At 67.9% G+C, this 24,399-nt stretch carries 26 protein-coding genes; 24 read left to right on the forward strand and 2 right to left on the reverse strand.

Annotated features, from left to right (window positions below):
• Nucleotides 1-818: 818 nt before the first annotated feature.
• From G6N27_RS19865 to G6N27_RS19920, 12 genes are all read left to right on the forward strand, one after another.
• Nucleotides 819-1,079 (forward strand): glutaredoxin family protein, encoded by a 261-nt coding sequence (locus G6N27_RS19865; protein WP_163779374.1) that lies wholly within the window; start codon nucleotides 819-821, stop codon nucleotides 1,077-1,079.
• A gap of 97 nt (nucleotides 1,080-1,176) precedes the next feature.
• The gene (locus tag G6N27_RS19870) at nucleotides 1,177-2,523 is read left to right on the forward strand and encodes a glutamyl-tRNA reductase (RefSeq protein WP_163779376.1); all 1,347 of its coding nucleotides are present in this window, start codon (nucleotides 1,177-1,179) and stop codon (nucleotides 2,521-2,523) included.
• A gap of 13 nt (nucleotides 2,524-2,536) precedes the next feature.
• A complete protein-coding gene (gene hemC / locus G6N27_RS19875) occupies nucleotides 2,537-3,466 on the forward strand; it encodes a hydroxymethylbilane synthase (protein WP_163782069.1) in 930 nt (309 codons plus the stop codon).
• Nucleotides 3,467-3,497: 31 nt separating this feature from the next.
• A complete protein-coding gene (locus G6N27_RS19880) occupies nucleotides 3,498-5,156 on the forward strand; it encodes a bifunctional uroporphyrinogen-III C-methyltransferase/uroporphyrinogen-III synthase (RefSeq protein WP_163779378.1) in 1,659 nt (552 codons plus the stop codon).
• A gap of 36 nt (nucleotides 5,157-5,192) precedes the next feature.
• Nucleotides 5,193-6,227, forward strand: coding sequence for a porphobilinogen synthase (gene hemB / locus G6N27_RS19885; RefSeq protein WP_163779379.1), 1,035 nt, complete (start codon nucleotides 5,193-5,195; stop codon nucleotides 6,225-6,227).
• Nucleotides 6,224-6,664, forward strand: a complete 441-nt coding sequence (locus G6N27_RS19890) for a hypothetical protein (protein WP_232064700.1) — start codon at nucleotides 6,224-6,226, stop codon at nucleotides 6,662-6,664. Before hemB ends, G6N27_RS19890 begins: the two co-directional genes overlap by 4 nt.
• An 82-nt stretch (nucleotides 6,665-6,746) precedes the next feature.
• Complete coding sequence (locus G6N27_RS19895) at nucleotides 6,747-7,043, forward strand: WXG100 family type VII secretion target (RefSeq protein WP_163779381.1); 297 nt, start codon at nucleotides 6,747-6,749, stop codon at nucleotides 7,041-7,043.
• On the forward strand, nucleotides 7,040-8,809 hold the full coding sequence (locus G6N27_RS19900) for an alpha/beta hydrolase (RefSeq protein WP_163779383.1): 1,770 nt from the start codon (nucleotides 7,040-7,042) through the stop codon (nucleotides 8,807-8,809). The genes G6N27_RS19895 and G6N27_RS19900 overlap by 4 nt, the downstream gene beginning before the upstream one ends.
• A gap of 1 nt (nucleotide 8,810) precedes the next feature.
• Complete coding sequence (locus tag G6N27_RS19905; RefSeq protein WP_163779385.1) at nucleotides 8,811-9,377, forward strand: LppA family lipoprotein; 567 nt, start codon at nucleotides 8,811-8,813, stop codon at nucleotides 9,375-9,377.
• Nucleotides 9,378-9,393: 16 nt separating this feature from the next.
• Nucleotides 9,394-9,945 carry a DUF3093 domain-containing protein gene (locus tag G6N27_RS19910; protein ID WP_163782073.1) on the forward strand — a complete coding sequence of 184 codons (552 nt, stop codon included), beginning with the start codon at nucleotides 9,394-9,396 and terminating at the stop codon, nucleotides 9,943-9,945.
• Complete coding sequence (locus tag G6N27_RS19915) at nucleotides 9,942-10,196, forward strand: hypothetical protein (protein WP_179963311.1); 255 nt, start codon at nucleotides 9,942-9,944, stop codon at nucleotides 10,194-10,196. Before G6N27_RS19910 ends, G6N27_RS19915 begins: the two co-directional genes overlap by 4 nt.
• Complete coding sequence (locus G6N27_RS19920; protein WP_163779388.1) at nucleotides 10,193-12,331, forward strand: heavy metal translocating P-type ATPase; 2,139 nt, start codon at nucleotides 10,193-10,195, stop codon at nucleotides 12,329-12,331. Before G6N27_RS19915 ends, G6N27_RS19920 begins: the two co-directional genes overlap by 4 nt.
• On the opposite strand, the gene G6N27_RS19925 is transcribed toward G6N27_RS19920, so the two are convergent.
• Nucleotides 12,292-13,173, reverse strand: a complete 882-nt coding sequence (locus G6N27_RS19925) for an alpha/beta hydrolase (protein ID WP_269474230.1) — start codon at nucleotides 13,171-13,173, stop codon at nucleotides 12,292-12,294. The two genes, G6N27_RS19920 and G6N27_RS19925, sit on opposite strands and share 40 nt — an antisense overlap.
• A gap of 120 nt (nucleotides 13,174-13,293) precedes the next feature.
• Between G6N27_RS19925 and G6N27_RS19930 the strand changes: the two genes are divergently transcribed.
• The 3 genes from G6N27_RS19930 to G6N27_RS19940 all read left to right on the forward strand — a co-directional run bounded on the left by G6N27_RS19930 (nucleotide 13,294) and on the right by G6N27_RS19940 (nucleotide 16,235).
• Nucleotides 13,294-14,157 carry an oxygenase MpaB family protein gene (locus tag G6N27_RS19930; protein WP_163779393.1) on the forward strand — a complete coding sequence of 288 codons (864 nt, stop codon included), beginning with the start codon at nucleotides 13,294-13,296 and terminating at the stop codon, nucleotides 14,155-14,157.
• The gene (locus tag G6N27_RS19935; protein WP_163779395.1) at nucleotides 14,144-14,737 is read left to right on the forward strand and encodes a TetR/AcrR family transcriptional regulator; all 594 of its coding nucleotides are present in this window, start codon (nucleotides 14,144-14,146) and stop codon (nucleotides 14,735-14,737) included. Before G6N27_RS19930 ends, G6N27_RS19935 begins: the two co-directional genes overlap by 14 nt.
• Before the next feature lie 151 nt (nucleotides 14,738-14,888).
• Nucleotides 14,889-16,235 carry an amino acid permease gene (locus tag G6N27_RS19940; RefSeq protein WP_163779396.1) on the forward strand — a complete coding sequence of 449 codons (1,347 nt, stop codon included), beginning with the start codon at nucleotides 14,889-14,891 and terminating at the stop codon, nucleotides 16,233-16,235.
• Here G6N27_RS19940 and G6N27_RS19945 read toward each other — a convergent pair.
• Nucleotides 16,232-16,627 (reverse strand): nitroreductase family deazaflavin-dependent oxidoreductase, encoded by a 396-nt coding sequence (locus G6N27_RS19945; RefSeq protein WP_163779398.1) that lies wholly within the window; start codon nucleotides 16,625-16,627, stop codon nucleotides 16,232-16,234. The two genes, G6N27_RS19940 and G6N27_RS19945, sit on opposite strands and share 4 nt — an antisense overlap.
• Nucleotides 16,628-16,648: 21 nt before the next feature.
• On the opposite strand from G6N27_RS19945, the gene G6N27_RS19950 reads away from it, so the two are divergent.
• The 9 genes from G6N27_RS19950 to ccsB all read left to right on the forward strand — a co-directional run bounded on the left by G6N27_RS19950 (nucleotide 16,649) and on the right by ccsB (nucleotide 24,372).
• The gene (locus tag G6N27_RS19950; RefSeq protein WP_163779401.1) at nucleotides 16,649-17,050 is read left to right on the forward strand and encodes a nitroreductase/quinone reductase family protein; all 402 of its coding nucleotides are present in this window, start codon (nucleotides 16,649-16,651) and stop codon (nucleotides 17,048-17,050) included.
• Nucleotides 17,051-17,186: 136 nt separating this feature from the next.
• Entirely contained in the window at nucleotides 17,187-17,519 is a 333-nt protein-coding gene (locus G6N27_RS19955; RefSeq protein WP_163779402.1) for a hypothetical protein, read from the forward strand.
• An 83-nt stretch (nucleotides 17,520-17,602) separates the two neighbouring features.
• Nucleotides 17,603-18,202 (forward strand): cation transporter, encoded by a 600-nt coding sequence (locus G6N27_RS19960; RefSeq protein WP_163779404.1) that lies wholly within the window; start codon nucleotides 17,603-17,605, stop codon nucleotides 18,200-18,202.
• A gap of 255 nt (nucleotides 18,203-18,457) precedes the next feature.
• Nucleotides 18,458-19,738, forward strand: a complete 1,281-nt coding sequence (gene hemL / locus G6N27_RS19965) for a glutamate-1-semialdehyde 2,1-aminomutase (protein ID WP_232065142.1) — start codon at nucleotides 18,458-18,460, stop codon at nucleotides 19,736-19,738.
• Entirely contained in the window at nucleotides 19,738-20,346 is a 609-nt protein-coding gene (locus G6N27_RS19970; protein ID WP_163779408.1) for a histidine phosphatase family protein, read from the forward strand. The genes hemL and G6N27_RS19970 overlap by 1 nt, the downstream gene beginning before the upstream one ends.
• Nucleotides 20,343-20,942 (forward strand): TlpA disulfide reductase family protein, encoded by a 600-nt coding sequence (locus G6N27_RS19975; protein WP_179963312.1) that lies wholly within the window; start codon nucleotides 20,343-20,345, stop codon nucleotides 20,940-20,942. The genes G6N27_RS19970 and G6N27_RS19975 overlap by 4 nt, the downstream gene beginning before the upstream one ends.
• On the forward strand, nucleotides 20,939-21,703 hold the full coding sequence (locus tag G6N27_RS19980; protein ID WP_163779412.1) for a cytochrome c biogenesis CcdA family protein: 765 nt from the start codon (nucleotides 20,939-20,941) through the stop codon (nucleotides 21,701-21,703). Before G6N27_RS19975 ends, G6N27_RS19980 begins: the two co-directional genes overlap by 4 nt.
• 47 nt (nucleotides 21,704-21,750) lie before the next feature.
• The gene (resB, locus tag G6N27_RS19985; protein ID WP_163782077.1) at nucleotides 21,751-23,277 is read left to right on the forward strand and encodes a cytochrome c biogenesis protein ResB; all 1,527 of its coding nucleotides are present in this window, start codon (nucleotides 21,751-21,753) and stop codon (nucleotides 23,275-23,277) included.
• 132 nt (nucleotides 23,278-23,409) lie between these two features.
• On the forward strand, nucleotides 23,410-24,372 hold the full coding sequence (gene ccsB, locus G6N27_RS19990) for a c-type cytochrome biogenesis protein CcsB (RefSeq protein WP_163779415.1): 963 nt from the start codon (nucleotides 23,410-23,412) through the stop codon (nucleotides 24,370-24,372).
• Nucleotides 24,373-24,399 lie beyond the last annotated feature (27 nt).

Consider the following 24,399-nt stretch of genomic DNA (forward strand, 5'->3'; position numbering starts at 1 on the left):
GTGGCTTGCCGTTTGGTAGCAGCAGCACCAACAATGCTTAAATCGGACTCTGGAGTGTCCCAAAGACCGACCAGTAGTTTGCGGTATTGGTTGACGCTCGTCACTTACAAAGCTCCTGCACCTGCGCGAAAGATGACTGCGCCTCGCTAAGAAGGCCAGCCTGAGGCTGGTCTGCGTTTTGAGCACCGGCTAGAGCGTTGGCGCCAAGGTCCAGCAAAATGTCTGAAGTCTTTCTGACAGCTGTAGCCAACTCTGATGGCGTCGCCGGGTCTAAACGGTCACGCAAGTACGAACCGCCCGCAGCGAGTGCTAGTTGACCATTCACGGCTTGGGCTTTTCTCATTGCGGGGTCATCCGAGGGCTGCCCATGGGTTTGCAGAGTGACCCCCTTGAGCACCGTCTCGAATGCCGCGCAGGCGCGGGTTTTCGCATCCGAAATCTGCTGCTCTGTGTACGTCGGGCCCGTGGAGTGCGGAGGCGGCGCGACGGGTGTGGGGCGAAACCATCCAACGATTGCAAGCCCGGTGGCAATAACTGCAATCGCGAGTGCGAGGAACGTGAGCCAGCGTGACGTCCCGCCGGTCGGCGGAGGCGACCACGGCGTCGATCCGGCCGGTGCGCCGGGAAACCCGGCGGGGCCCGCTGGATACCCGCCCGCGCCGTGCGCGGAAGACTGCCCGCTCGGAGGATGGTCTGACATGCTGCGATGTTATCGCCGATCGCCGAACTCGGTATTCACCATCGCAATCCTTTACCGCAACGTCAGCACGCGATCTGTCGACATTTCGCTCCGGATTTCGCTCCGGCAAACTGGACGCATGACGCGTCCTCAAGTCCGGCTGCTGACCCGCGCCGGCTGCACGATCTGCGACGGCGTCCACGCGCAGCTGAAGCAGCTGTCCGAGGAACTCGACTTCGACCTCTCGGCCACCGACGTCGACAAGGCCGCTGAAGAAGGCGACAGCGCCCTGAGGGCAGAGTTCGGCGACCGGCTGCCGGTCGTCCTGCTCGACGGTCGCGAACACAGCTACTGGGAGGTCGACGAGCCCCGGCTGCGCCGAGACCTAGCCGGCAGGTAAAAGCCCCTTGAATTTGGTGGCCCATCAGGTAACCGTCTACGGTGGACACCAGTCAATTCACCGGTGGTAGCAAGGGAGCAGGCCAGGTGATTAAGCCGTGAGCGTTCTGCTTTTCGGTGTTTCGCACCGCAGCGCGCCGGTCTCCGTCCTGGAGCAACTCAGCACCGACGAATCCGAGCAAGTCAAGATCATCGACCGGGTGATGCAGTCACCGTTGGTGACCGAGGCGATGATGCTCTCCACCTGCAACCGCGTCGAGGTTTACGCCGTCGTCGACGCCTTCCACGGCGGCCTGTCGGCCATCGGCCAGGTGCTCTCCGAGCATGCCGGGATGTCGCTGGGCGACCTCACCAAATACGCCTACGTGCGCTACAGCGAGGCCGCCGTCGAGCACCTGTTCGCCGTGGCCGGCGGCCTGGATTCCGCGGTGGTTGGCGAGCAGCAGGTGCTCGGCCAGGTGCGTCGCGCGTACGCCGCTGCCGAAGCCAACAGCACGGTCGGGCGGACGCTGCACGAGCTGGCCCAACGCGCACTGGCGGTCGGCAAGCGGGTGCATTCCGAAACCGGCATCGACGCAGCGGGCGCCTCGGTGGTCTCCGTCGCGCTCGGCATGGCCGACGCCAAAGTCGGTGGGCTGCAAGGCAAGACAGCGGTCGTCGTCGGCGCCGGAGCAATGGGCGGCCTGTCGGCGGCTCACCTGACTCGGGCCGGTGTCGGCAACGTCTACGTGGTCAACCGCTCGCTGCCCCGCGCGCAGCGGCTGGCCCGCAAGATCCGCGAAACCGGCGCAGGCGCAGAAGCTTTCAGCCTCGACAACCTGGCCTCCGCGCTGGCCGACGCCGACGTAGTGGTCAGCTGCACCGGGGCGGTGCGACCGGTGGTGTCGCTGGCCGACGTGCACAACGCCCTGGCCGCCGCGAGCCGCGAAACCGGTCAGGCGCTGGTGATGTGCGACCTGGGCATGCCGCGCGACGTCGACCCGGCGGTGTCGGGGCTGCCGGGCGTCTGGGTGATCGACATGGACCGCGTGCAGCGCGAGCCGTCGGCCAAGGCCGCAGCGGCCGACGCCGAAGCCGCCCGTCACCTGGTCGCCGCCGAAGTCGCCACCTACCTGGCCGGACAGCGGATGGCCGAGGTCACCCCGACCGTCACCGCGCTGCGCCAGCGCGCCGCCGACGTCGTCGAGGCCGAACTGCTGCGCTTGGAAAGTCGGCTGCCGGGCCTGGAAGCCGCGCAAAAAGACGAAGTGGCCCGCACCGTGCGACGAGTCGTCGACAAGCTGCTGCACGCACCCACGGTCCGCATCAAGCAATTGGCCAGCGCCCCCGGCGGCGACAGCTACGCCGAGGCGCTGCGCGAGCTGTTCGAGCTCGACCAGACCGCCGTCGACGCCGTCGCCACCGCGGGCGAACTGCCTTCCGTACCAACCGATTCCACTGAGTAGCCGCTTGACCGACGTGATCCGGATCGGCACCCGGGGCAGCCTGCTGGCCACCACCCAGGCCGGTGTGATCCGAGATGCCCTGCACGCCAACGGTCATCGGGCCGAATTGGTGATCATCAAAACCGCAGGAGACCAGTCACAAGAGCCGGTCGCCGACATCGGGATCGGGGTGTTCACCGCCGCGCTCAGGGAAGCCATCGACGCCAACGAGGTCGACATGGCGGTGCATTCGTACAAGGACTTACCCACCGCCGAGGATCCGCGGTTTGTGATCGCCGCCGTCCCGCCACGGGAGGACGCCCGCGACGCACTGGTGGCCCGCGACGGGTTAGTGCTGGGAGAGCTGCCGGCCGGCGCAATTGTGGGCACTTCGTCGCCCCGTCGGGCCGCGCAGCTTAGAGCACTGGGTCTCGGTTTGGAAATTCGCCCCCTACGAGGCAACCTAGACACCAGGTTGAACAGGGTAAGCAGTGGTGATTTGGACGCAATCGTGGTTGCCCGGGCGGGTCTGACCCGGCTGGGACGTCTTGACGACGTCACCGAGACGCTGGAGCCGGTGCAGATGCTGCCGGCGCCGGCTCAAGGAGCGCTCGCCGTCGAGTGTCGCGCCGGGGACACCCGGCTGGCGGCACTGCTGGCCGAGCTGGACGACGCCGACACCCGCGCGGCCGTCACCGCCGAGCGTGCCCTGCTCGCCGAACTGGAGGCGGGTTGCTCCGCGCCGGTGGGGGCGATCGCTGAGGTGGTCGAGTCCATCGACGAGGACGGCAACGTCTTCGAGGAGCTGTCGCTGCGCAGCTGCGTGGCGGCACTCGACGGATCCGACGTGATCCGCGCGTCCGGTATCGGCAGTCCGGATCGGGCACGGGAGCTGGGGCTCTCAGTGGCCGCCGAGCTGTTCGAGTTGGGGGCACGGGAACTCATGTCGAGCGCGCGGCAGTGAGGCCGTGCGCGAAAACGAGGTAGGAGCGACGATGACGACGCGAGGGCGCAAGCCGCGGCCCGGCCGCATCATGTTCGTGGGGGCGGGTCCTGGGGACCCCGCGCTGCTGACGACGCGGGCCGCTGCGGTACTGGCAAATGCCCCTCTGGTGTTCATTGACCCCGACGTGCCCGAGCCCGTGCTGGCGCTGATCGGCAAGGATCTGCCGCCAGTGTCCGGGCCCGCGCCGGCCGAGCCGGCTGCGCCGTCGGACAACGGAGCCAGCGAGGGGTCCGCACCCGAAGATCAACCCACCGTGGTGTCGGTGGGCCCCGACATCCGGCCCGCACTGGGCGATCCCGCCGAGGTGGCCAAGACGCTGGTCGCCGAGGCTCGCACCGGAGCAGACGTGGTGCGGCTGGTGTCCGGTGACCCGCTGTCGGTGGACTCGGTGATCACCGAGGTGAATTCGGTGGCTCGCAGCCACCTGCATTTCGAGATCGTGCCGGGCCTGGCGGCCAGCGACGCAGTGCCGACCTATGCCGGGCTGCCGCTCGGCTCGTCGCACACCGTCGCCGACGTCCGTGGCGACGTGGACTGGGGCGCGTTGGCCGCAGGCCCGGGCCCACTGATCCTGCAGGCCACGTCCTCGCACGTGGCCGACGCGGCGCGCACGCTGATCGAATACGGGTTGGCCGACACCACTCCGTGTGTGGTGACGTCGTCCGGAACCACCTGTGCGCAGCGCTCTCTGGAGTCGACGCTGGGTGGGCTGACCGATACCAACCTGGTCATCGGCGCCGACGGTGCCGCCCCGTCGCCGGTGGTCGTCACCATCGGCAAGACGGTGGCCAACCGGGCCAAGCTGAACTGGTGGGAGAGCCGCGCCCTGTACGGCTGGACCGTGCTGGTGCCGCGGACCAAGGACCAGGCCGGCGAGATGAGTGATCGGCTGACCGCGCACGGCGCGCTGCCGATCGAGGTGCCGACCATTGCCGTCGAGCCGCCGCGCAGCCCCGCGCAGATGGAGCGTGCGGTCAAGGGTCTGGTCGACGGCCGCTACCAGTGGGTGGTGTTCACCTCCACCAACGCGGTGCGTGCGGTGTGGGAGAAGTTCGGCGAGTTCGGGCTCGACGCCCGCGCATTCTCCGGAGTGAAGATCGCCTGCGTCGGCGAATCGACCGCCGACCGGGTGCGCGCTTTCGGGATCAGCCCCGAGCTGGTGCCTTCCGGTGAGCAATCGTCGCTGGGCCTGCTCGACGAATTCCCGCCCTACGACAGCATTTTCGATCCGGTGAACCGGGTGCTGCTACCGCGGGCCGACATCGCCACCGAGACGTTGGCCGAGGGTCTGCGCGAACGTGGTTGGGAGATCGAGGATGTCACCGCCTACCGGACCGTGCGGGCTGCCCCGCCGCCGGCGGCCACCCGCGAGATGATCAAGACCGGTGGTTTCGACGCGGTGTGCTTCACGTCGAGCTCGACGGTGCGCAACCTGGTCGGCATCGCCGGCAAGCCGCATGCGCGCACGATCGTCGCGTGTATCGGCCCCAAGACCGCCGAGACGGCAGCCGAATTCGGTTTGCGCGTCGACGTGCAACCCGAGACCGCCGCGGTGGGCCCGCTGATCGAAGCGCTGGCCGAGCACGCCGCCCGGTTGCGCGCCGAGGGTGCGCTGCCGCCGCCGCGTAAGAAGAGCCGCAGGCGATGACTTATCGTGCGTTGATTCTGCGTCCAGGGCGAAGAAGTGCGGGTAGCCCCCACCCTCGACGCAGAGTCAACGCGGGGCGATGAGGGGCTAGCCGTGTTCCCCCGGCAACGTCCGCGTCGGCTCCGCTCGACTCCGGCGATACGCCGGTTGGTCGCGGAAACATCGCTGGAGCCAAGGCATTTGGTGCTGCCGATGTTCGTTGCCGACGGCATCGACGAGCCGGCGCCGATCGCCTCGATGCCGGGCGTGGTGCAACACACCCGCGAATCGTTGCGGGCGGCCGCGGCCGATGCGGTGAGCGCCGGGGTGGGTGGACTGATGCTGTTCGGTGTCCCGCGTGCCGAGGACAAGGATGCGGCCGGCTCGGCCGGGGTAAATCCCGACGGGATCCTCAACGTCGCGTTGCGTGACCTGGCCAAGGATCTCGGCGACGCGACGGTGCTGATGGCCGACACCTGCCTGGATGAATTCACCGACCACGGGCACTGCGGGGTGCTCGACGAACGCGGCCGGGTGGACAACGACGCCACCCTGAAGAGGTATGTGGAACTGGCTGTTGCGCAAGCGGATTCGGGTGCCCACGTGGTAGGCCCGAGCGGGATGATGGACGGCCAGGTCGGCGCGATCCGCGACGGCCTGGACGCCGCCGGCCATCGCGACGTGGTCATCCTGGCCTACGCGGCCAAGTTCGCGTCGGCGTTCTACGGCCCGTTCCGGGAGGCGGTGAGCTCGAGCCTGTCCGGCGACCGGCACACCTATCAGCAAGAGCCGGGCAACGCCCGCGAGGCGTTGCGCGAAGTGCAACTCGACCTCGATGAGGGCGCCGACATCGTCATGGTCAAACCCGCTTTGGGCTACCTGGACATTGTGTCTGCCGCGGCCGCAACTTCCACGGTGCCGGTGGCGGCCTACCAGGTGTCGGGGGAGTACGCGATGATCTGCGCCGCCGCCGCCAACGGGTGGATCGACGAGCGCGCCGCGGCCCTCGAATCGTTGACCAGCATCCGGCGTGCCGGCGCCGACATCGTGCTGACTTACTGGGCTGCCGGCGCGGCCAACTGGTTGTCGTGACGGGTCCGTACGGGCAAGGGCTGCCACCCGGGCCGCAGCCGCCGGCCCGGCCGGTGGACGTCGACACCGGCTTCTGGCTGTGGCTGGTGGCCACGCCGCTGATGGTGATCGGCTACGGCGCCGACGTGGTCGGCTCGTCGAACGGCCGCGGATCGGCGCCGCTCTACGTCGCGGCGGCGCTGTTCACCGGGGTGCTGTGCGCGATCGTCGTCACGTTCCTGATTCTGATGCGGGCCGGTTACCGCTTTGCCCGGACCGTACTGACGGGCGGCGCCATGGCCACCATCGTCTACGTCGGCATCCGGCTGTTCACCGTGACCTGGCCGCCGATGTACGCCGTGGTCTGCGGCCTCGCCGGCATCACCGGATCGGTGCTGATCGCGGGCGGCATGTTCCTGCTGCACCGCCTCGACTCGCACCAGTACTTCACCAGGTGAGCGTGCAAAAAGGTGAAGTGTGGTCGCAGCGCTGGCCATATAGCATTTCGGCCAATCGGTCGAATCGGTAGGGGGAGTGGCTGTGGACAACCTCGAGATCAAGCCCGAAGAGGTGTTTCACGCGGCGGCGCTCGGACGCAACCAGCACGAAGAACTGGGCGGCACCTACGCATCCACGCAGTCGCAGGGGTGGGACGCGGAGTCCGGTTGGGTCGGCAGCTCGGGTGCGGCGTTGTCCGGGCTGCTGGACCGCTGGCAATCGCATGCCATCGACCACCACCAGATGATCAACAGCCACCACGAACGTCTGGACACCGCGGCGACGTCATTCTCCGAGCTGGACAACAACGCCGCCGAACGGGTGCAGCAGCTTCGATGACGTTGTCGCTGGCGGACATCGAGACGTGGGATGAGGCCGCGATCGAGCAGGTGTTCTCCGCCGCGACGTTTCGGGCCGAGGGCGCGCAGACCACCGGCGACACCGTCGGCGACCTGCTGACGTTCGTCACCTGGCAGGGCGCGACGGCCGATGCGGCGCGGGACTCGGCCACCCGCATCAAGCTGACGCTGTCCAACCACGCCGAGGAGTGCAGGCGAGTCGCGGCGGCAGCACACAAGGCGTCCGCGGAGGTCGCCGACCTGAAATACCGGTTGTCGTCGATCAAGGCCGAGGCAAGTCAGGCGCAGCTCAACATCAACGAGCAGACCGGCGCCGTCACGTCCAAGGTCACCGTGCTCACCGTCGAGATGAAAAAGCAACAGGACGCGGTCAAAGCGGACGTCGAGAACCGCATCCGGCAGCTCATCGCCGACGCCGACGGCGTCGACAAGGATCTGGCCGCTGCCATCCAGACCGCCGACGGCGCATCGCCCGGGTCGACACCCAGCGCCGGCCCGGCGCCGAACCTGCCCAAACCCCCACCGGCACAAGCCAAACCGGACGAGGTCAAGAAGTGGTGGGACGGCCTGACCCCGCAGCAGCAGACCGACTACATCGGCCACGATCCGGCGGCGATCGACCGCGACGGCATCCCGGCCGACATCCGCGACGCCGGGAACCGGATCCGGCTGCCCCACGAACTCGCGGTCGCCGAGTCGACGCTGCGCGATGCCAAAGGCCGGGAGTCGAACTACTGGGAGCAGGTCAATCTGCATCCGGGGGACATCGAGAAGCTCGGTGACCCGCCGGGTGACCTGGCTCGCGCGCAGTCCAGGTACGACGACCTGATCGGCATCAAAAGCGCGCTCTACCCGACGAATTCGGACGGCTCACCCCGGGCGATCAACCCCAAGGATCGTCGCAGCCTGATCCTGCTCGACACGACGTCGAATCCCCGCCACGTCTTCGGCGCGATCGGCATCGGCGACGTCGACAACGCCACCCACGTGGGCGTCACGACCGGCGGTGTCGGCACCAACGCATCCAGCCTGCCCGGGATGGCCGATGAGGCCACCAACCTGCGACACACCACCCGTGACGTCCTGACCTGGGCGCACGACCCCAACCCGGAATCGGTGGCCACCGTGGCGTGGGTGGGCTACGAGCCGCCCGCGGGCATGGAGGACCTGCGGGTGACCAACGACGGCCTCGCCAAGGCGGCCGCCCCGCACCTCACCAGCTTCTTCAACGGGCTCGGGGCCACGACCGAGAACCCGAACCAGCAGATCACCGCGTTCGGGCATTCGTACGGCTCACTGGTCACCAGCCTGGCGTTGCAGGGCGGCACCCCGGTCAATGACGTCGTGTTCTACGGTTCGCCCGGCCTGGAACTCCCGCACGCCAGCGACCTGCACCTGGCGCCGGGTGGGCACGCCTACTACGAGCAGACGCCTGACGACCCGATCCGCGGCGTCCAGCACCCGCTGAGCCTGATCCCCTACGTCGGACCGGCGCTGGACTGGCTGGCGACCGGTGGATTTCCCACCGACATGCCGTTCGATGCCACGCCCGACGAGATGTCCGACATCACGCAGCTGTCCACGTCGCCGGGTACCGACCCGATGAACGTTGACCGGGCCGGGTCCAGTGGACACTCGGAGTATCCGCGTGACGACGGCACGGGCAGACAACAGCTGCGGATGTCGGGCTACAACCTAGCGGCCGTGCTGTCCGGCGTGGCCGGCGCGACGAAGGAGGGACGCTGACATGAGCCGCTGGTGGGTTCTGTTGATGGCGATGCTGGCGGCCGGGTGTCACCACAACGACCCCTATCCTTGGCCGCGGCCGGGCCACCCATCGGCGACCGCTTTGGAAAACCAACTGAGCCAACGTGATTCGCTGCAGGACGCCGCCAACGACGTGATCGCTGTCGCCGCTGCCATCCGCGACGCGGTGGTAAAGCTCTATCCCGCGGCCGCCTGGAGGACGACGTCGGCCGGTGGTCAGGCCGGCTGCGAGCCGCCGTTCGTTTTTCTGTCGGGCTCGATCTACGAACTCCCCAACTGGCAAGCGTCCGCACCGACGTCGCAAGCCGACGCCCAGGCCGTCGTCGCCGCTGCAGCGGACGTGCTCAAGGCGCACGGTGCCGACAGCCTCGATCTGAAGCCGGGGCAGTCGGTGCGCGGTGCGCTGCCCCGCGAGCACGGCACGATCGAATTCACCATCAGAGCGCCCTACGGCTCGAATCCTCCCGACATGGTGGTGTCGGGTGCGACGGGATGTCACCACGTGGCGCCCGGTCCCGGACCGTGGAACACCCCGCCGACGCCATGAACGCTCGCAAGGGATGATGGTCGACGTGACCGCAGGCACCGACACCGACGCGACCCCGCTGTTTCGCGAGGTCGGCGCGAGCTGGTTGTGGCTGTTGGCCGGCCCGGTCTCCGCCGGGATCATGCTGTGGATCGAGAGGTCCAACGGCAACGGCTGGCAGATCACCGTTCCGGCATTCTTCCTGGTTGTGGTCACCTGTTTCATTGCGCTGCAAGTCAAGGCGGCGCGCATCCACACCTCAGTGGAGCTGACCCCGCAGACGCTGCGTCAGGGCACGGAAACGATCCGGATCTCCGAAATCGTCAAGGTGTACCCCGAACCGGACAGTCCGCTGGGGTCGAAGAAGGATCTGGAACGCTGGCAATCCGCCCGTGCGCTCGGCGAGCTGGTCGGCGTGCCGAAGGGTCGTACCGGCATCGGGCTGCGGCTCAGCGGTGGTCGCACCGCCCAGGCCTGGGCGCGCAAACACCGTCATCTGCGCAACGCGCTCACCCCGCTGGTCGAGGAGCGCGTCAGCCCTGCCGAACTTGCCCAAGACGACGACGGCGACGACGGATCACGCTGGTGATGACCCGTTTTCGGGCCGTCGTCGAACTTCTGCTGGCCTGCGGCGCGGTCGCGGGCTGTGCGATCAGCTGGTCGGCGGTGCGTACCACGGTGGCCGTCGCGCCCGTGGCCAAAGATCAGCCGGCGACCACATCGGTGGTGTATGACCCGTCGCTGCTGTTGGTGACCCTGCTGCTGGCGACGGCCGCCGGGATGCTGGCGGTGGTCGGCGTCGCGCGGCTGCGTCGAGCCGCCAGGCCCGCATCGGCATGACCACCACCGATCTCGACCTGCGCGGGATGAGCTGTGCGTCCTGCGCTGCTCGCGTCGAGGGGGCGCTCAACAGGCTCGACGGCGTGCGCGCCGCGGTGAACTTCGCGCTGGAGCGGGCTCATGTGCAGCACGGGTCGGCGGTGTCGGCCGGTGACCTGATCCGTGCGGTGGAGTCGACGGGCTATCGGGCGTCGGTCGCCCGCTCCGGTCTGCCCGACGACTTGTCGGACCACCGACTGCGGACGCGGCTGGTCGGCTCGGCGCTGCTGGCGATTCCGGTGGTGGCCGTGTCGATGCTGATGGGGTGGCAGTTCGCCGGCTGGCAATGGCTGGCGTTGGTGCTCGCCACCCCGATCGTGGCGTGGGGTGGCCTCCCGTTTCACGTCGCTGCGGCGCGAGCGCTCCGGCGTGGCAGCTCGACGATGGACACCCTGGTGTCGTTGGGCACGCTGGCTGCGTACCTGTGGTCGGCGACCGCGGTGCTGCGCGGGACCGGACCGGTGTACTTCGAGGTCGCCGCCGCCGTCACGGTGTTCCAGCTGGCCGGTCGCTACGCCGAGGCGCGGGCCAAACGCGCGTCCGGTGCAGCGTTGCGGTCGTTGTTGAGCCTGGGCGCCAAGGACGCCGCGGTGCTGCGCGACGGCGACGAGGTCCGCGTGCCGGTATCCCAGCTGCGGGTGGACGACGTCGTCGTGGTGCGACCGGGGGAGCGGGTCGCCGCCGACGGTGTAATCGTCGACGGGGCAACGGCTTTGGACACCTCAGCGATGACCGGCGAGCCGATGCCCATCGACGTGTCCGCGGGCGACACGGTGACCGGCGGATCGCTGAACACCTATGGCCGGCTGCTGGTGCGCGCGGTCAGGGTCGGCGACGACACCCAGTTGGCCCGGATGGCCAAGCTGGTCAGCGACGCCCAGAACGGCAAGGCACCCATCCAGCGAACCGCCGACCGGGTCGCCGCCATCTTCGTTCCCGCGGTGCTGGTGATCGCCGCGTTGACGATGGCCGGCTGGGTGATGGCGGGACAACCCGCATCATCGGCGTTCACCGCGGCCGTCGCTGTGCTGATCATCGCCTGCCCGTGCGCGCTCGGACTGGCCACCCCGACGGCGATCCTGGTCGGCACCGGGCGGGGCGCGCAGCTGGGCATCCTGATCAAGGACCCGCGGGTGCTGGAGACCATCGACCGCGTCGACACCGTCGTCTTCGACAAGACCGGCACCCTGACCACCGGCGCGATGGCGGTGCGCGAAGTCCAACCGCAGCCCGGCGAGGACGCCGACGTCGTGCTGGCCCGCGCGGCGGCGGTCGAGTCGGCCTCCGAGCATCCGGTGGCGGCGGCGATCGTCTCGGCGGCCCTCGACCGGGGCGTAAAGCTAAGTGCCGTCGAAGGATTCGTCAACGAACCGGGTACCGGCGTGGCCGGCGTGGTCGACGGTGTCGAGGTCGCGGTGTCGAGAGCGGGCTCACTGGCCGGGGTGGACCTGCTGGCGCCGCCGGCACGTCAGACCGCGGTGCAGGTGACGTGGGGCGGACAGTTGCGCGGCGTCATCACGCTGGCCGATCAGATCAAGCCCGGCAGCGCCGCCGCGATCGCCGAACTCAAGGCGATGGGTATCACCCCGATGCTGCTGACCGGCGACAGCTTCGCGGTCGCCGAGCAGGTCGCGGCGGCCGTCGGCATCGACTCGGCCGACGTGATCGCCGGTGTATTGCCGACCGGCAAGGCCGACGTCGTCCAGCAGTTGCAGGCCCGCGGCCGCACGGTGGCGATGGTCGGCGATGGCGTCAACGACTCGGTGGCACTGGCGGTTTCCGATATCGGCATGGCAATGGGCAGCGGCGCCGACGTCGCGATCGACGCGGGCGATCTGACGTTGATGCGCGCCGACGTGCATGCCGTGCCGACCGCGCTGCGATTGTCGGCGCGCACGCTGCGCACCATCCGGATGAACTTGTTCTGGGCCTTCGCCTACAACGCGGCGGCCATCCCGTTGGCCGCGGCGGGCCTGCTCAACCCGATGATCTCCGGCGCGGCGATGGCGTGTTCGTCACTATTGGTCGTGGCAAATAGTCTGCGGCTCAAGCAGTTTCAGGATGCCAACCAGGCGAGTTCGCCGGGCAGCTGCTGACGCCAGTACGCCTCGTCGTGTCCACCGGGAGTGAATCCGCCGGCGGGTGGCTTGTGCAGCTGGGCGACGAACTGGTGGGTGGCCGGGCTGAACTGGTCGTCGTTGCCGCAGTCGATGCGCAGCGGGATCTGCGACAGCGCCGGCAATCCGAACACGGTGTTCTTGGTCCAGTCGTCGTAGCTGTCGAAAGCACCGATCGTGCTCGCGGTATACGACTGGTACAGCGCCGGGCTGATCGCGCAGATCCCAGCGGTGCGCGCCGGGCCCAGCCGTGCGCCCAGCAGCATCGCGCCGTAGCCGCCCATCGACCAGCCGATGAAGCCGATCCGCGAGATGTCCAGACCCATCGCCGGCAGCAGCGGAATCAGTTCATTGAGCACCATCGATCCGGCGTCCTCGCCGCCGGCCCGTCGATGCCAATAGCTGTCGCCGCCGTCGACCGCGATCACGGCGAACGGCGGCCGGCCCGCCCGGACCAGATCGGCCAGCCCCTGTTCGACGCCGAAACTCATGACCTGCTTGGCACTTCCGCGCACCCCGTGCAGCGCGATCACCGGACGCAACGGCCCGATCTGCCCGGGTGGACGGGCGAGAATCCAATTCGTCAGCACCCCGCCTCGGGCCGCGGAGATGAACGAGCCGGACTCCCGGGTCGGCAGCGGAGCGGGGATCGGCGGTGGGACAGCGGCGTTCGGAGGCGTCGGCGCGGCGGGTTCGAACGGGCCGGGATCGGCCGGCACCTGGGTGGGATCGAGCAACCCGCCGAGCGACCAGATTCCCGCCGCTCCGGCAACGGCACTGACGCCAAGACGCAGCGCAGCACGACGGGACAGCTCGGGCATGAGGGCAATAATGCCGCCTACATGTCGTAACCCCGATAACCGCGCCATCTCGATAAGGCAACGTATTCATCGTCCTGGACCGACTTGGTACAAAGTGCAAGATATGTAACACTGTCCCGTATGACCGAGCTGAGTGAGTCGTCTACCGCCGACAGCACCGCTGATGCCCTACCGTTAGGGCGACAGTCGTTGGTGTGGCGCTATTTCGGTGACAACAGGATGTTCTTGATCGGCCCGCGACCCGCCGTGCTGCAGAACATGCTCGCCGAGCTCGGTCAGGGCGTCCTGGATCACTCGGTGTTCTTCAGCGACACCGCGGCGCGGGTCAAGCGGTCACTGCCGCCAATTTTCAAGACGGTCTACGGGTCCGACGACGACAACACCGGCCAGCAGGTGCGCGACTTCCACCACGAGATCAAAGGTGACATGCCCAGCGGGGGTAGGTATCACGCGCTGGACCCGGACACCTACTTCTGGGCGCACGCCACCTTCGTCGAGCAGGTGCTGTACTTCGCCGACACCTTCGTCAAGCGGTTAAGCGACGAGGAGAAGCAGCAGATCTACCTCGAGTCCAAGACCTGGTATCGCCGCTACGGCGTCAGCGAGCGGCCGATGCCTGCCGACTACGACGAGTTCGAGCGGTACTGGGATCACATGATGGAGCGCGTCATGATCGCGCACCCGACCGCCAAATACGGTGTCGGATATGTGACGAAAGGCTTTCCCCGACCCAAAGGTGTCTCGCCGCTGGCCTGGCGTGTGGTCGCGCCGGTGTTCAATCCGATGGCGGCGTTCTTGACCACCGGTGGCCTGCCGCCCCGGGCGCGCGTTCTGCTCGGCCTGCCGTGGAGCGATCGGCAGGAGCGCCGCTATCAGCGATTCGCCGCGTTGTGCCGGTTGCGGCCGGTGAATTGGGCGTGGGACCGTCTACCAATGAGATTGCGCTACAACGGATATGCTCAAGCCGGCTATGCCCGCGCCTGACGCGGCCACCGATGCGATCCTCGACGCCGCCGTCGCCGAGTTCCAGCAGCACGGCTTCCGGCGGGTCGCGCTCGACGACGTAGCCCGCCGCGCCGGGGTCAGCCGCACCACCATCTACCGGCGCTTCGCCGGACGAGACGAGCTGGTCGCCGCCGTTATCGACCGGGAGAACGCGGTGCTGTTCGCCAACATCGCCGACGAGCTGAAAAGCCGAAGGCCGCAGTCGAATTACTACGTCGAGGCGTTCACGCTGTCGATCATGCGGTTCCGGCAACACCGGGTGCTGACCCGGATGATCGCCGACGAGCCGGGCCTGATGCTGGAATTGGCCCACCAACATTGGGAGCCCGCCGTCGAGCGGATGGCAGCCGCGTTGCGGGTCATCTTCCCCGACGGCTTCGCCGAGCGAGTCGGGGCTCGCGCCGTCGACGACCTGGCCGACACCATTCTGCGCTACGCCGCGATGGTGCTGCTGCTACCGGCCCGCGAGCCGCTTGTCGACGCCGACGACATCCGCGAATTCGCCACCACGCACTTCCTGCCCAGCCTGCCCGTCGCGCTGCGCGCCGTGCCGGTCTGAATCGAGCGCGCCGACATCGGCGGGTGTTAGCGTCCGGTGATGCCGCCGACCCACGAAACCCGCACGGACGGCGCGTCACCGCTGCGCCGCGGGCTTACCCAGCGGCAGCTCAACATGATCGCCTCGGCGGCGTCATCGGGGCCGGCCTGAGATGAACACCACACCGCAACTGCGCCAAGGCTTGTCGCAGCGTCAGCTGATGATGATCGCCATCGGCGGGATCATCGGCGCCGGATTCTTCGTCGGGTCCGGTGTGGTCATCGGCAAGGCAGGCCCCGCCGCGTTCCTCACCTATGCGCTGTGCGGCCTGCTGATCATCCTGGTCATGCGCATGCTCGGGGAGATGGCCACCGCGAACCCGTCGACCGGCTCGTTCTCCGAATACGCCCGGCAGGCGCTGGGCGGCTGGGCGGGCTTCTCGGTGGGCTGGCTGTATTGGTACTACTGGGTGATCGTCGTCGGCTTCGAGGCGGTGGCCGGCGCCAAGGTGATCACCTATTGGTTCCACGCGCCGCTGTGGTTACTGTCGCTGATCCTGATGGTGTTGATGACCGCGACCAATATGTTCTCCGTCTCGTCCTACGGCGAGTTCGAATTCTGGTTCGCCGGAATCAAAGTCGCGACCATCCTGATCTTCCTGCTGCTCGGCACGTTGTACGCGGTGGGCCTGTGGCCGCATCACCACGCGAATTTCTCCAACTTGCACGCGCACGGCGGATTTTTCCCGAACGGTGTGCACGGTGCCTTCGCCGCCGTCGTCGTGGTGATCTTCTCGATGGTCGGCGCCGAGGTCGCCACCATCGCCGCCGCGGAGACCCCGGATCCCGAGCGAGCCGTCCAGCGGGCCACGAACGCGGTGGCCGCGCGCATCGCGATTTTCTTTGTGGGATCGGTCTTTTTGCTGACGGTCATCCTGCCGTGGAATTCACTGCAGGCCGGGTCGTCGCCGTTCGTCGCCGCGCTGAAACAGATCGGCATTCCGGGCGCCGACCATGTGATGAACGCGGTGGTGCTCACCGCGGTGTTGTCCTGCTTGAACTCCGGGCTCTACAGCGCGTCGCGGGTGTTGTTCGTGCTCGCCGGGCAGCACGAGGCACCGGCGAAGATGCTCGAGGTCAGCGAACGAGGGGCGCCCTACATCGCGATCGTGTGCTCCTCGGTGGTGGGATTCCTGTGCGTCATCATGGCCGCCGTCGCTCCCAACACGGTGTTCTCGTTCCTGCTCAACTCGTCGGGCGCGATCGTGCTGTTCGTCTACTTGTTGATTGCGTTGTCGCAGATCGTGTTACGGCGCAGGACGCCGTCGGAGGAGTTGCGGGTCAAGATGTGGTTCTTTCCCGTGCTGTCGATCCTGACGGTGCTGGGGATCGTCGCGGTGCTGGTGCAGATGGCCTTCGACCACTCCGCCCGCACCCAGTTCTGGCTCAGCCTGCTGTCCTGGGCGGTGGTGGTCGCAATGTACTTCGTGACCAAACGCGTTGCGGCGCGGGCCGATTAACCAGTCTTGGTCAGCAGCACCGCCTGCTCGAACGGCAACCTGCCGAAGACCCGGTGCGCCGCCCCCCTGACGTGCGCCGCCGCCTCTTCCTTGGTGACGGTCTGCGGGTTGGCGACGTGGAAGGTCTTGCCGTGGCGGCGCATCTGCCCGCCGCCGGCGGCGTTGAGGTTCTTCAGCCAGTCGCGATCCGGGCCGTAAGTCAGCAGGATCGCGACGCCGGGCTTGCCGTCTACGTCGGCGTTGAACACCGTCAACGGGGTGCGGTACGGCTTCCCGGATTTCCGGCCGACGTGCTCGAGGATGCCGAACGACGGGGCCCAGCCGGCCCACATGCGCTGAATTGGGTTGGTGACGTGCCGGTTGAACCGGGCAAGTCGCTGCGGTAGTTGCATGCTCCAATCAAACTGGAGTTCATGGCCTACCTCAAGCCCCCGTGGTTCACCGCCAAGATCTTCAACCGGATCGCGATGGCCACCGGCATCAGCAATACCGAGACCTTGACGGTGACCAAGCGGGGCAGCGGGGAGCAGCAGCACATTCCCGTCGTCACGGTCGACGTCGGTGGCACCCGGTATCTCGTCTCCACCCGCGGTGAGTCGCAGTGGGTCAAGAACGTGCGTGCCAGACCCACCGTCACGCTGACCAGCAAGTCCCGCGCCGCGACGTACGAGGCTCGCGAGCTGCCGGTAACGCAGCGCCAGCCGATCCTGACCGAATACCAGCGCAAGGCCGGTCGGGCGGTCGACGGCTACTTCCGCAAGTTGCCTGACCCGGCGGACCATCCGGTGTTCGCGCTGGCCGTGGCGGAGCCCTGAACGACTGAGAAGTTTGGCCCGAGCCCGTCGGGTCTACTCGCGTAGGTATGGACCTCGTAGGGCGTTGTTTCCACCCACTCAAATCCAGCGCGTGATCTGCGCCGAATACCTGTAAAGGATTTAGGGGAGGACTGCAATGACGCATCTCAGCGATTTACCCGGCGAAGCGACGGTCACGCTGCTCGGTGTCTGCCGGGAGCTGTCGCGGTCAGGTGCCGCGCCCGACGCGGAGCTGACCCGGTTGAGCTCCGCTGAGCTCGCCGAATTGCGGCAGGTCTTGGCCGAAGGTGCTCGCTCCGGCCGCGAGGACGACTTTGTCGACTGGTGCACGAACATGGGTCAGCTGGTCATCGCGCAGCTGTATCTGCGCATTTATCACCAGGTTGCGATCGACGCCAAGGCGGCGGCCATCGTCGATGAGGAACGTCGCATCGCTCAATCGCGGACTCGTCCTTCACCTGCCGCCTGACTGCCGTCATACGTAAGCCGTTGTGGCTCAGTCATATTGCTGTCCACAGCGCTTCGGTTTTCGACGTGTGTGAGACTTCCGGGATGGTTTCCATGGACGAAGCCGCTCGTCGCTCTTTGCTGCGCCGCGGCTTCGCGCTGGAATACGCCACGTTGGGGTGGAACGTCGTCGGGATCGTCCTGCTCGCCATCGCGGCGCTCAGGGCGCACTCCGTGGCGTTGGCTGGATTTGGTTTGGACTCGCTGATCGAGATCGGTGCGTCGACCGTGGTGATCTGGGAGTTGTCCGGAACCAGTGAGGTTCGGCAGCGACGTGCTTTGCGACTGATTGGTATCGGGTTCGCGGCGTTGGCGGTGTATCTGCTGGTCCAGTCGACGGTTGTGCTGGTCGCCGGATTCCGTCCGGGACATTCACCGGTAGGAATCGGGTGGACCGCGGTGACCGCGGCGGTGATGTTCGCGCTGGCAGCGGGGAAGGCTCGCACGGGTGCTGCCTTGGCTAATCCGGTGCTGAGCGCCGAGGGTCGGGTCACCCTGATAGACGGGTTGCTCGCGGTGGCTGTGCTGACCGGGTTGCTGCTCAACAGCTTGGCCGGGTGGTGGTGGGCCGACCCCGCGGCGGGGTACGTGCTGGTGGTTTATGCGCTGCGCGAGGCCGGGGAAATCTTCTTCGGCAAGCACTAGCCCGGTGATCCAGATCCCGGCATGCGCCCGCCGATACGCACCGATCAACTACACCCTGTAGTGAAGCCGGCCGCGGCGGCTGGGACACTGGTGAACGTGCCTACGTCCGATCGCGCGGCTCCTCCTCAGGCCGCTGCGCAGCCTGCATCGTCGCAGCGCGCGTCCGATCGCGCGGCTCCTCCTCAGGCCGCTGCGCAGCCTGCATCGTCGCAGCGCGCGTCCGATCGCCCGCGGCGCACCGAAGCCTCAGCGAAGCTGTTCGACGACGCCTGCGCGGTCATCCCCGGCGGGGTGAACTCGCCGGTGCGCGCGTTCACCGCCGTCGGCGGCACCCCGCGCTTCATCACCGCGGCCGACGGCTACTGGCTCACCGACGCCGACGGCAACCGCTACGTCGATCTGGTCTGTTCGTGGGGCCCGATGATTCTGGGCCACGCGCACCCACTCGTGGTGGACGCCGTCACCAAGGCCGCTGCCAACGGGTTGTCGTTCGGCGCGCCGACCCCGGGCGAAAGCGAACTGGCCCGCGAGATCATCGACCGGATGCCACCGGTGGAGCGGATCCGGCTGGTCAACTCCGGCACCGAGGCCACCATGAGCGCGGTGCGACTGGCCCGCGGGTTCACCGGCCGCGCCAAGATCGTCAAGTTCTCCGGCTGCTACCACGGCCACGTCGACGCGCTGCTCGCCGACGCCGGCTCGGGGGTCGCGACGCTGGGCCTGCCGTCGTCGCCGGGTGTCACCGGCGCCACCGCGGCAGACACGATTGTGTTGCCGTACAACGACATTGACGTGGTCACCCAGACATTCGAGAAGTTCGGCGACCAGATCGCCGCGGTGATCACCGAGGCCAGTCCCGGCAACATGGGCGTGGTCCCACCCATCCCGGGCTACAACGCGCAACTTCGCGCCGTCACCGCCGAGCACGGCGCGCTGCTGATCGTCGACGAGGTGATGACCGGCTTCCGGGTCAGCCGAAGTGGTTGGTATGGAATCGATCCGGTGGATGCCGACCTGTTCACCTTCGGCAAGGTGATGAGCGGCGGCCTGCCGGCCGCGGCATTCGGCGGGCGGGCCGAGGTGATGGAACGCCTGGCGCCGCTGGGCCCGGTGTATCAGGCGGGCACGCTGTCGGGTAACCCGGTGGCGGTCGCCGCCGGGCTGGCCACCCTGCGCGCGGCTGACGACGCGGTGTACGAAAAGCTCGACGACAACGCGAACCGGTTGGCCGACCTGTTATCCGGCGCATTGTCGAATGCCGGTGTCGTACATCATATTCCGCAGGCCGGCAATATGCTCAGCGTATTCTTCGGCGAGACGCTGGTGACCGATTTCGCTTCGGCGCGAGCCACCGAGACGTGGCGTTTCGCGCCGTTCTTCCACGCGCTGCTCGACGGCGGCGTCTACCCGCCCTGTAGTGCCTTCGAGGCGTGGTTCGTCTCGGCGGCACTCGACGACGCCGCGTTCGCCCGGATCGCCGATGCGCTACCCGCGGCCGCCAACGCCGCGGCCGCAGCCAAGGAGGACACGCCCTGATGGCCGAGCAGACCCGCGTCCACTTGGTGCGCCACGGCGAGGTGTACAACCCCGAGGGCGTGCTGTACGGCAGGTTGCCGGGATTCCGCTTGTCGGACAAGGGAAACCAACAAGCGCAAGCTGTGGCCGCGGCGCTTGCCGGCCATGAGGTCGTCGCGGTGATCGCCTCGCCGCTGCAACGCGCGCAGGAGACCGCCGCACCGATCGCCGCACGCCACGGTCTGGCGGTGGACACCGACGCCGACCTGATCGAGTCGGCCAACTTCTTCGAGGGCAAGCGGCTGGGGCCGGGCGACGGCGCCTGGAAAGACCCGCGGTTCTGGTGGCAGCTGCGCAACCCGTTCACCCCGTCGTGGGGTGAGCCCTACAAGCAGGTCGCGGCCCGGATGACGACGGCCGTCTTCAAGGCCCGCGCGCGGGCGGCCGGCGCCGACGCGGTGTGCATCAGCCATCAACTGCCGGTGTGGACGACGAGGCTGTCGCTGACCGGTAAGCGGCTCTGGCACGACCCGCGACGTCGCGAGTGCGCGGTGGGTTCGGTGACGACGTTCGTGTTCGACGACGACCAACTGGTCGACGTGCTGTACAGCGAGCCGGCGGGCAGTTGACCGTGCGGCGGCTGACGTTCGTCGTCGTGACACTGGCGGGCCTACTGGCCGGCTGCTCGCACGGTCACGACGCGGTCGCCCAGGGTGGCACCTTCGAATTCGTCTCTCCCGGAGGCAAAACCGACATCTACTACAACCCGCCCGACAAGCGCGGCAAGCCCGGGCCGATCGCCGGCCCCGCGCTGACGGACCCGGCCCGCACCGTCTCGGTGGACGACTTTCCGGGCAAGGTCGTCGTGATCAACGTCTGGGGGCAGTGGTGCGGGCCGTGCCGCGCCGAAGCCACTGCGCTGCAACAGGTGTACGACGCGACCCGCGCCGACGGGGTGGTATTGGTCGGCATCGACGTGCGCGACAACAACCGCGAGGCCGCCCAGGACTTCGTCAACGACCACAAGGTGACCTATCCGTCGATCTACGACCCGGCGATGCGCACCATGATCGCCTTCGGCGGTAAATTCCCCACCTCGGTCATCCCTTCCACGCTGATCCTCGACCGCCAGCACCGGGTGGCCGCGGTGTTCCTGCGTGAATTGCTCGCCGCGGAGCTGCAGCCGGTGGTGCAGCGGATTGCCGCAGAACCGGGGTCACCGTGAGCGGCTTCACCGAAACCGCCGCTGCCGGGCCCCTTTTGCTGGCGCTGGCGGTGTCCGTGCTGGCTGGGTTGGTGTCCTTCGGGTCGCCGTGCGTGGTCCCGCTGGTGCCGGGCTATCTGTCGTATCTGGCCGCCGTGGTCGGCGTCGACGAGGCAGACGATGCGCCGCCGAATGCGCGGTGGCGGGTCGCCGGGTCGGCCGCGTTGTTCGTCGCCGGATTCACCGTGGTGTTCCTGCTGGGCACCGTCGCGGTATTGGGCATGACCACCACGTTGATTGCCAATCAGGTTGTGCTGCAACGGGTCGGGGGCGTCCTGACCATTCTGATGGGCGTGGTGTTCGTCGGCTACGTCCCGGCGCTGCAGCGTCAGTTCCGGTTCGCGCCGCGGCAGTTGTCGACGGTGGCAGGGGCGCCGTTGCTGGGCGCGGTGTTCGCGCTGGGCTGGACGCCGTGCCTGGGCCCGACGCTGGCCGGTGTGGTGACCGTCGCGTCGGCGACCGACGGCGCGAGCGTGGCGCGCGGGATCGTGCTGGTGATCGCCTACTGCCTGGGCTTGGGAATTCCGTTCGTGCTGTTGGCTTTCGGCTCGGCGACGGCCGTCGCCGGGCTGGACTGGCTGCGGCGGCACACCAGGGCGCTGCAGATCTTCGGCGGCGTGCTGCTGATCGCGGTGGGGTTCGCGTTGGTCAGCGGCGGGTGGAACGACTTCGTGTCGTGGCTGCGCGACGGGCTGGTATCCGATGTGAGGTTGCCGATTTGAGCCGGCTACTGGCATGGGCCCGCAACACCTGGCGGGCGCTGACGTCGATGGGCACCGCGCTGGTGCTGCTGTTCCTGCTGGCGCTGGGCGCGATGCCCGGCGCGCTACTGCCGCAACGCAGCCTGAACGCCGGCAAGGTCGCCGACTACCTCGCGGCCCACCGGACGATCGGGCCGTGGCTGGATCGGCTGCAGGCGTTCAACGTGTTCGGCAGCTTCTGGTTCACCGCGATCTACACGCTGTTGTTCGTGTCGCTGCTCGGCTGCCTGACGCCGCGGTTGATCGAGCATGCCCGCGCCATGCGGGCAACCCCGGTGCCCGCCCCGCGCAACCTGGCCCGGCTGCCCAAGCACGCTGACACCACGATCGCCGGTGAGGTCGACGAGTTGGCATCGACGCTGACGGCCCGGCTTCGCGGTTGGCGCACCGTCGTCCGTCGTGGCGACACCGTCGAAATCTCCGCGGAGAAAGGCTATTTGCGCGAGTTCGGCAATCTCGTCTTCCACTTCTCGCTACTCGGCCTGCTGGTCGCGGTCGCCGTCGGCAAACTGTTCGGCTACGAGGGCAACGTCGTCGTCATCGCCGACGGTGGCCCCGGCTTCTGCTCGGCATCACCTGCGGCGTTCGACTCGTTTCGGGCGGGCAACACCGTCGACGGCACGTCGCTGCACCCGATCTGTTTGCGCGTCAACGACTTTCAAGCACGTTACCTGGCGTCCGGACAGGCCACGTCGTTCGCCGCGGACATCGACTACCAGGCCGGCCGCGATTTGACCGGCGGCCGCTGGACGCCCTACCGGCTGGAGGTCAACCACCCGCTGCGGGTCAGCGGCGACCGCGTCTACCTACAGGGCCACGGCTACGCACCGACGTTCACCGTCACCTTCCCCGACGGCCAGAGCCGCACCTCGACGGTCCAGTGGCGACCGGACAACCCCCGGACGTTGCTGTCCTCGGGCGTTGCGCGCATCGACCCGCCCGCCGGGTCGTATCCCGACGCCGCCGAGCGTCGCCAACATCAGATCGCCATCCAGGGACTGCTCGCGCCGACCGAGCAACTCGACGGCAACCTGCTGTCGTCGAGCTTCCCCGCGCTGATCGCTCCGGCGGTGGCCGTCGACATCTATTCCGGCGACACCGGCCTGGACAGCGGCCGGCCGCAGTCGCTGTACACGCTGGACCCGCACCTGATCGACCAGCACCGGCTCACCCGAGTGAAACGGGTCAACTTGCGCATCGGTCAGCAAGTCCGCGTCGAGCAGGGACCCGCGGCGGGCAGCATCGTGCGGTTCGACGGAGCCGTGCCGTTCGTCAACCTGCAGGTCTCGCACGATCCCGGGCAGATCTGGGTGCTGGTGTCGGCGATCACGATGATGGCCGGGCTGGTGGTCTCGCTGCTGGTGCGCCGGCGGCGGATCTGGATTCGGCTGCAGACGGCGTCGCGCGGTACGGTGAATGTCCAGGTAGGCGGTTTGGCGCGGACCGACAACGCCGGCTGGGGCGACGAATTCGAACGGCTCGTCGGAAGGCTCCAAGACGGGCTACCCGCGCCGACGACGATGGCGCCGGCGTAGCCGGGGTCGAGGAGTGGCGCCAGTGTTGCGCCGACGACGATGGCGCCGGCGTAGCCGGGGTCGAGGAGTGGCGCCAGTGTTGCGCCGACGACGATGGCGCCGGCGTAGCCGGCAGACAGGAGGGGCGCGCCAATGAATACCACGCACGTCGACATCGGTTTGGCGCGCAACTCCGACTGGGCGTTCACGTCGTCGGTGGTGATCCTGGTGGTCGCCCTGTTGCTGCTGGCCGTCGAACTCGCCTACACCCGCAGCCGAGAACCCGACCGTGAACTCGTCAGTGCCGGATCCGTCAAGACAGACAGCCCCGCCCCCGAGGCCCCGCGCCGACCGTTCGACGAGCGCGTCGGCCGGGCCGGCCTCGTTCTCGTCTACGCCGGCATCGGGCTGCTGTTCGCCTGCATCGTGTTGCGCGGTCTGGCCACCACGCGGGTGCCGTGGGGCAACATGTACGAGTTCATCAACCTGACCTGCTTCTGCGGGCTGACCGCCGGCGCGATCGTGCTGCGCCGCCCGCAATACCGCCCGTTGTGGGTGTTCCTGCTGCTGCCGGTGCTGATCTTGTTGACGGTGTCCGGACGCTGGCTGTACACCAACGCCGCACCGGTGATGCCCGCGCTGCAGTCCTACTGGCTGCCCATCCACGTCTCGGTGGTCAGCCTGGGCTCGGGAGTTTTCCTGGTCGCCGGGGTGGCCAGCATCCTGTTTCTGCTGCGGACCTCGCGGCTCGGCGCGCCCGACGCCCGGGGCCGCCTGGCGCAGTTGGTGCATCGGTTGCCCGATGCGCAGACGCTGGACCGGATTGCCTACCGGACGACAATCTTCGGCTTCCCGGTCTTCGGCTTCGGGGTGATCTTTGGCGCCATCTGGGCCGAGGAGGCCTGGGGTCGGTACTGGGGCTGGGATCCCAAGGAGACTGTGGCGTTCATCGCCTGGGTGATCTACGCCGCCTACCTGCACGCCAGGTCGACAGCGGGCTGGCGGGACAGAAAAGCGGCCTGGATCAACGTCGTCGGCTTTGTGGCCATGGTGTTCAACCTGTTCTTCGTCAACCTGGTGACCGTCGGTCTGCACTCCTACGCCGGGGTGGGCTAGATCACGATCAGCAGGCTCTCAGCAACG

The organism is Mycobacterium cookii (assembly GCF_010727945.1).
Classification (GTDB): domain Bacteria; phylum Actinomycetota; class Actinomycetes; order Mycobacteriales; family Mycobacteriaceae; genus Mycobacterium; species Mycobacterium cookii.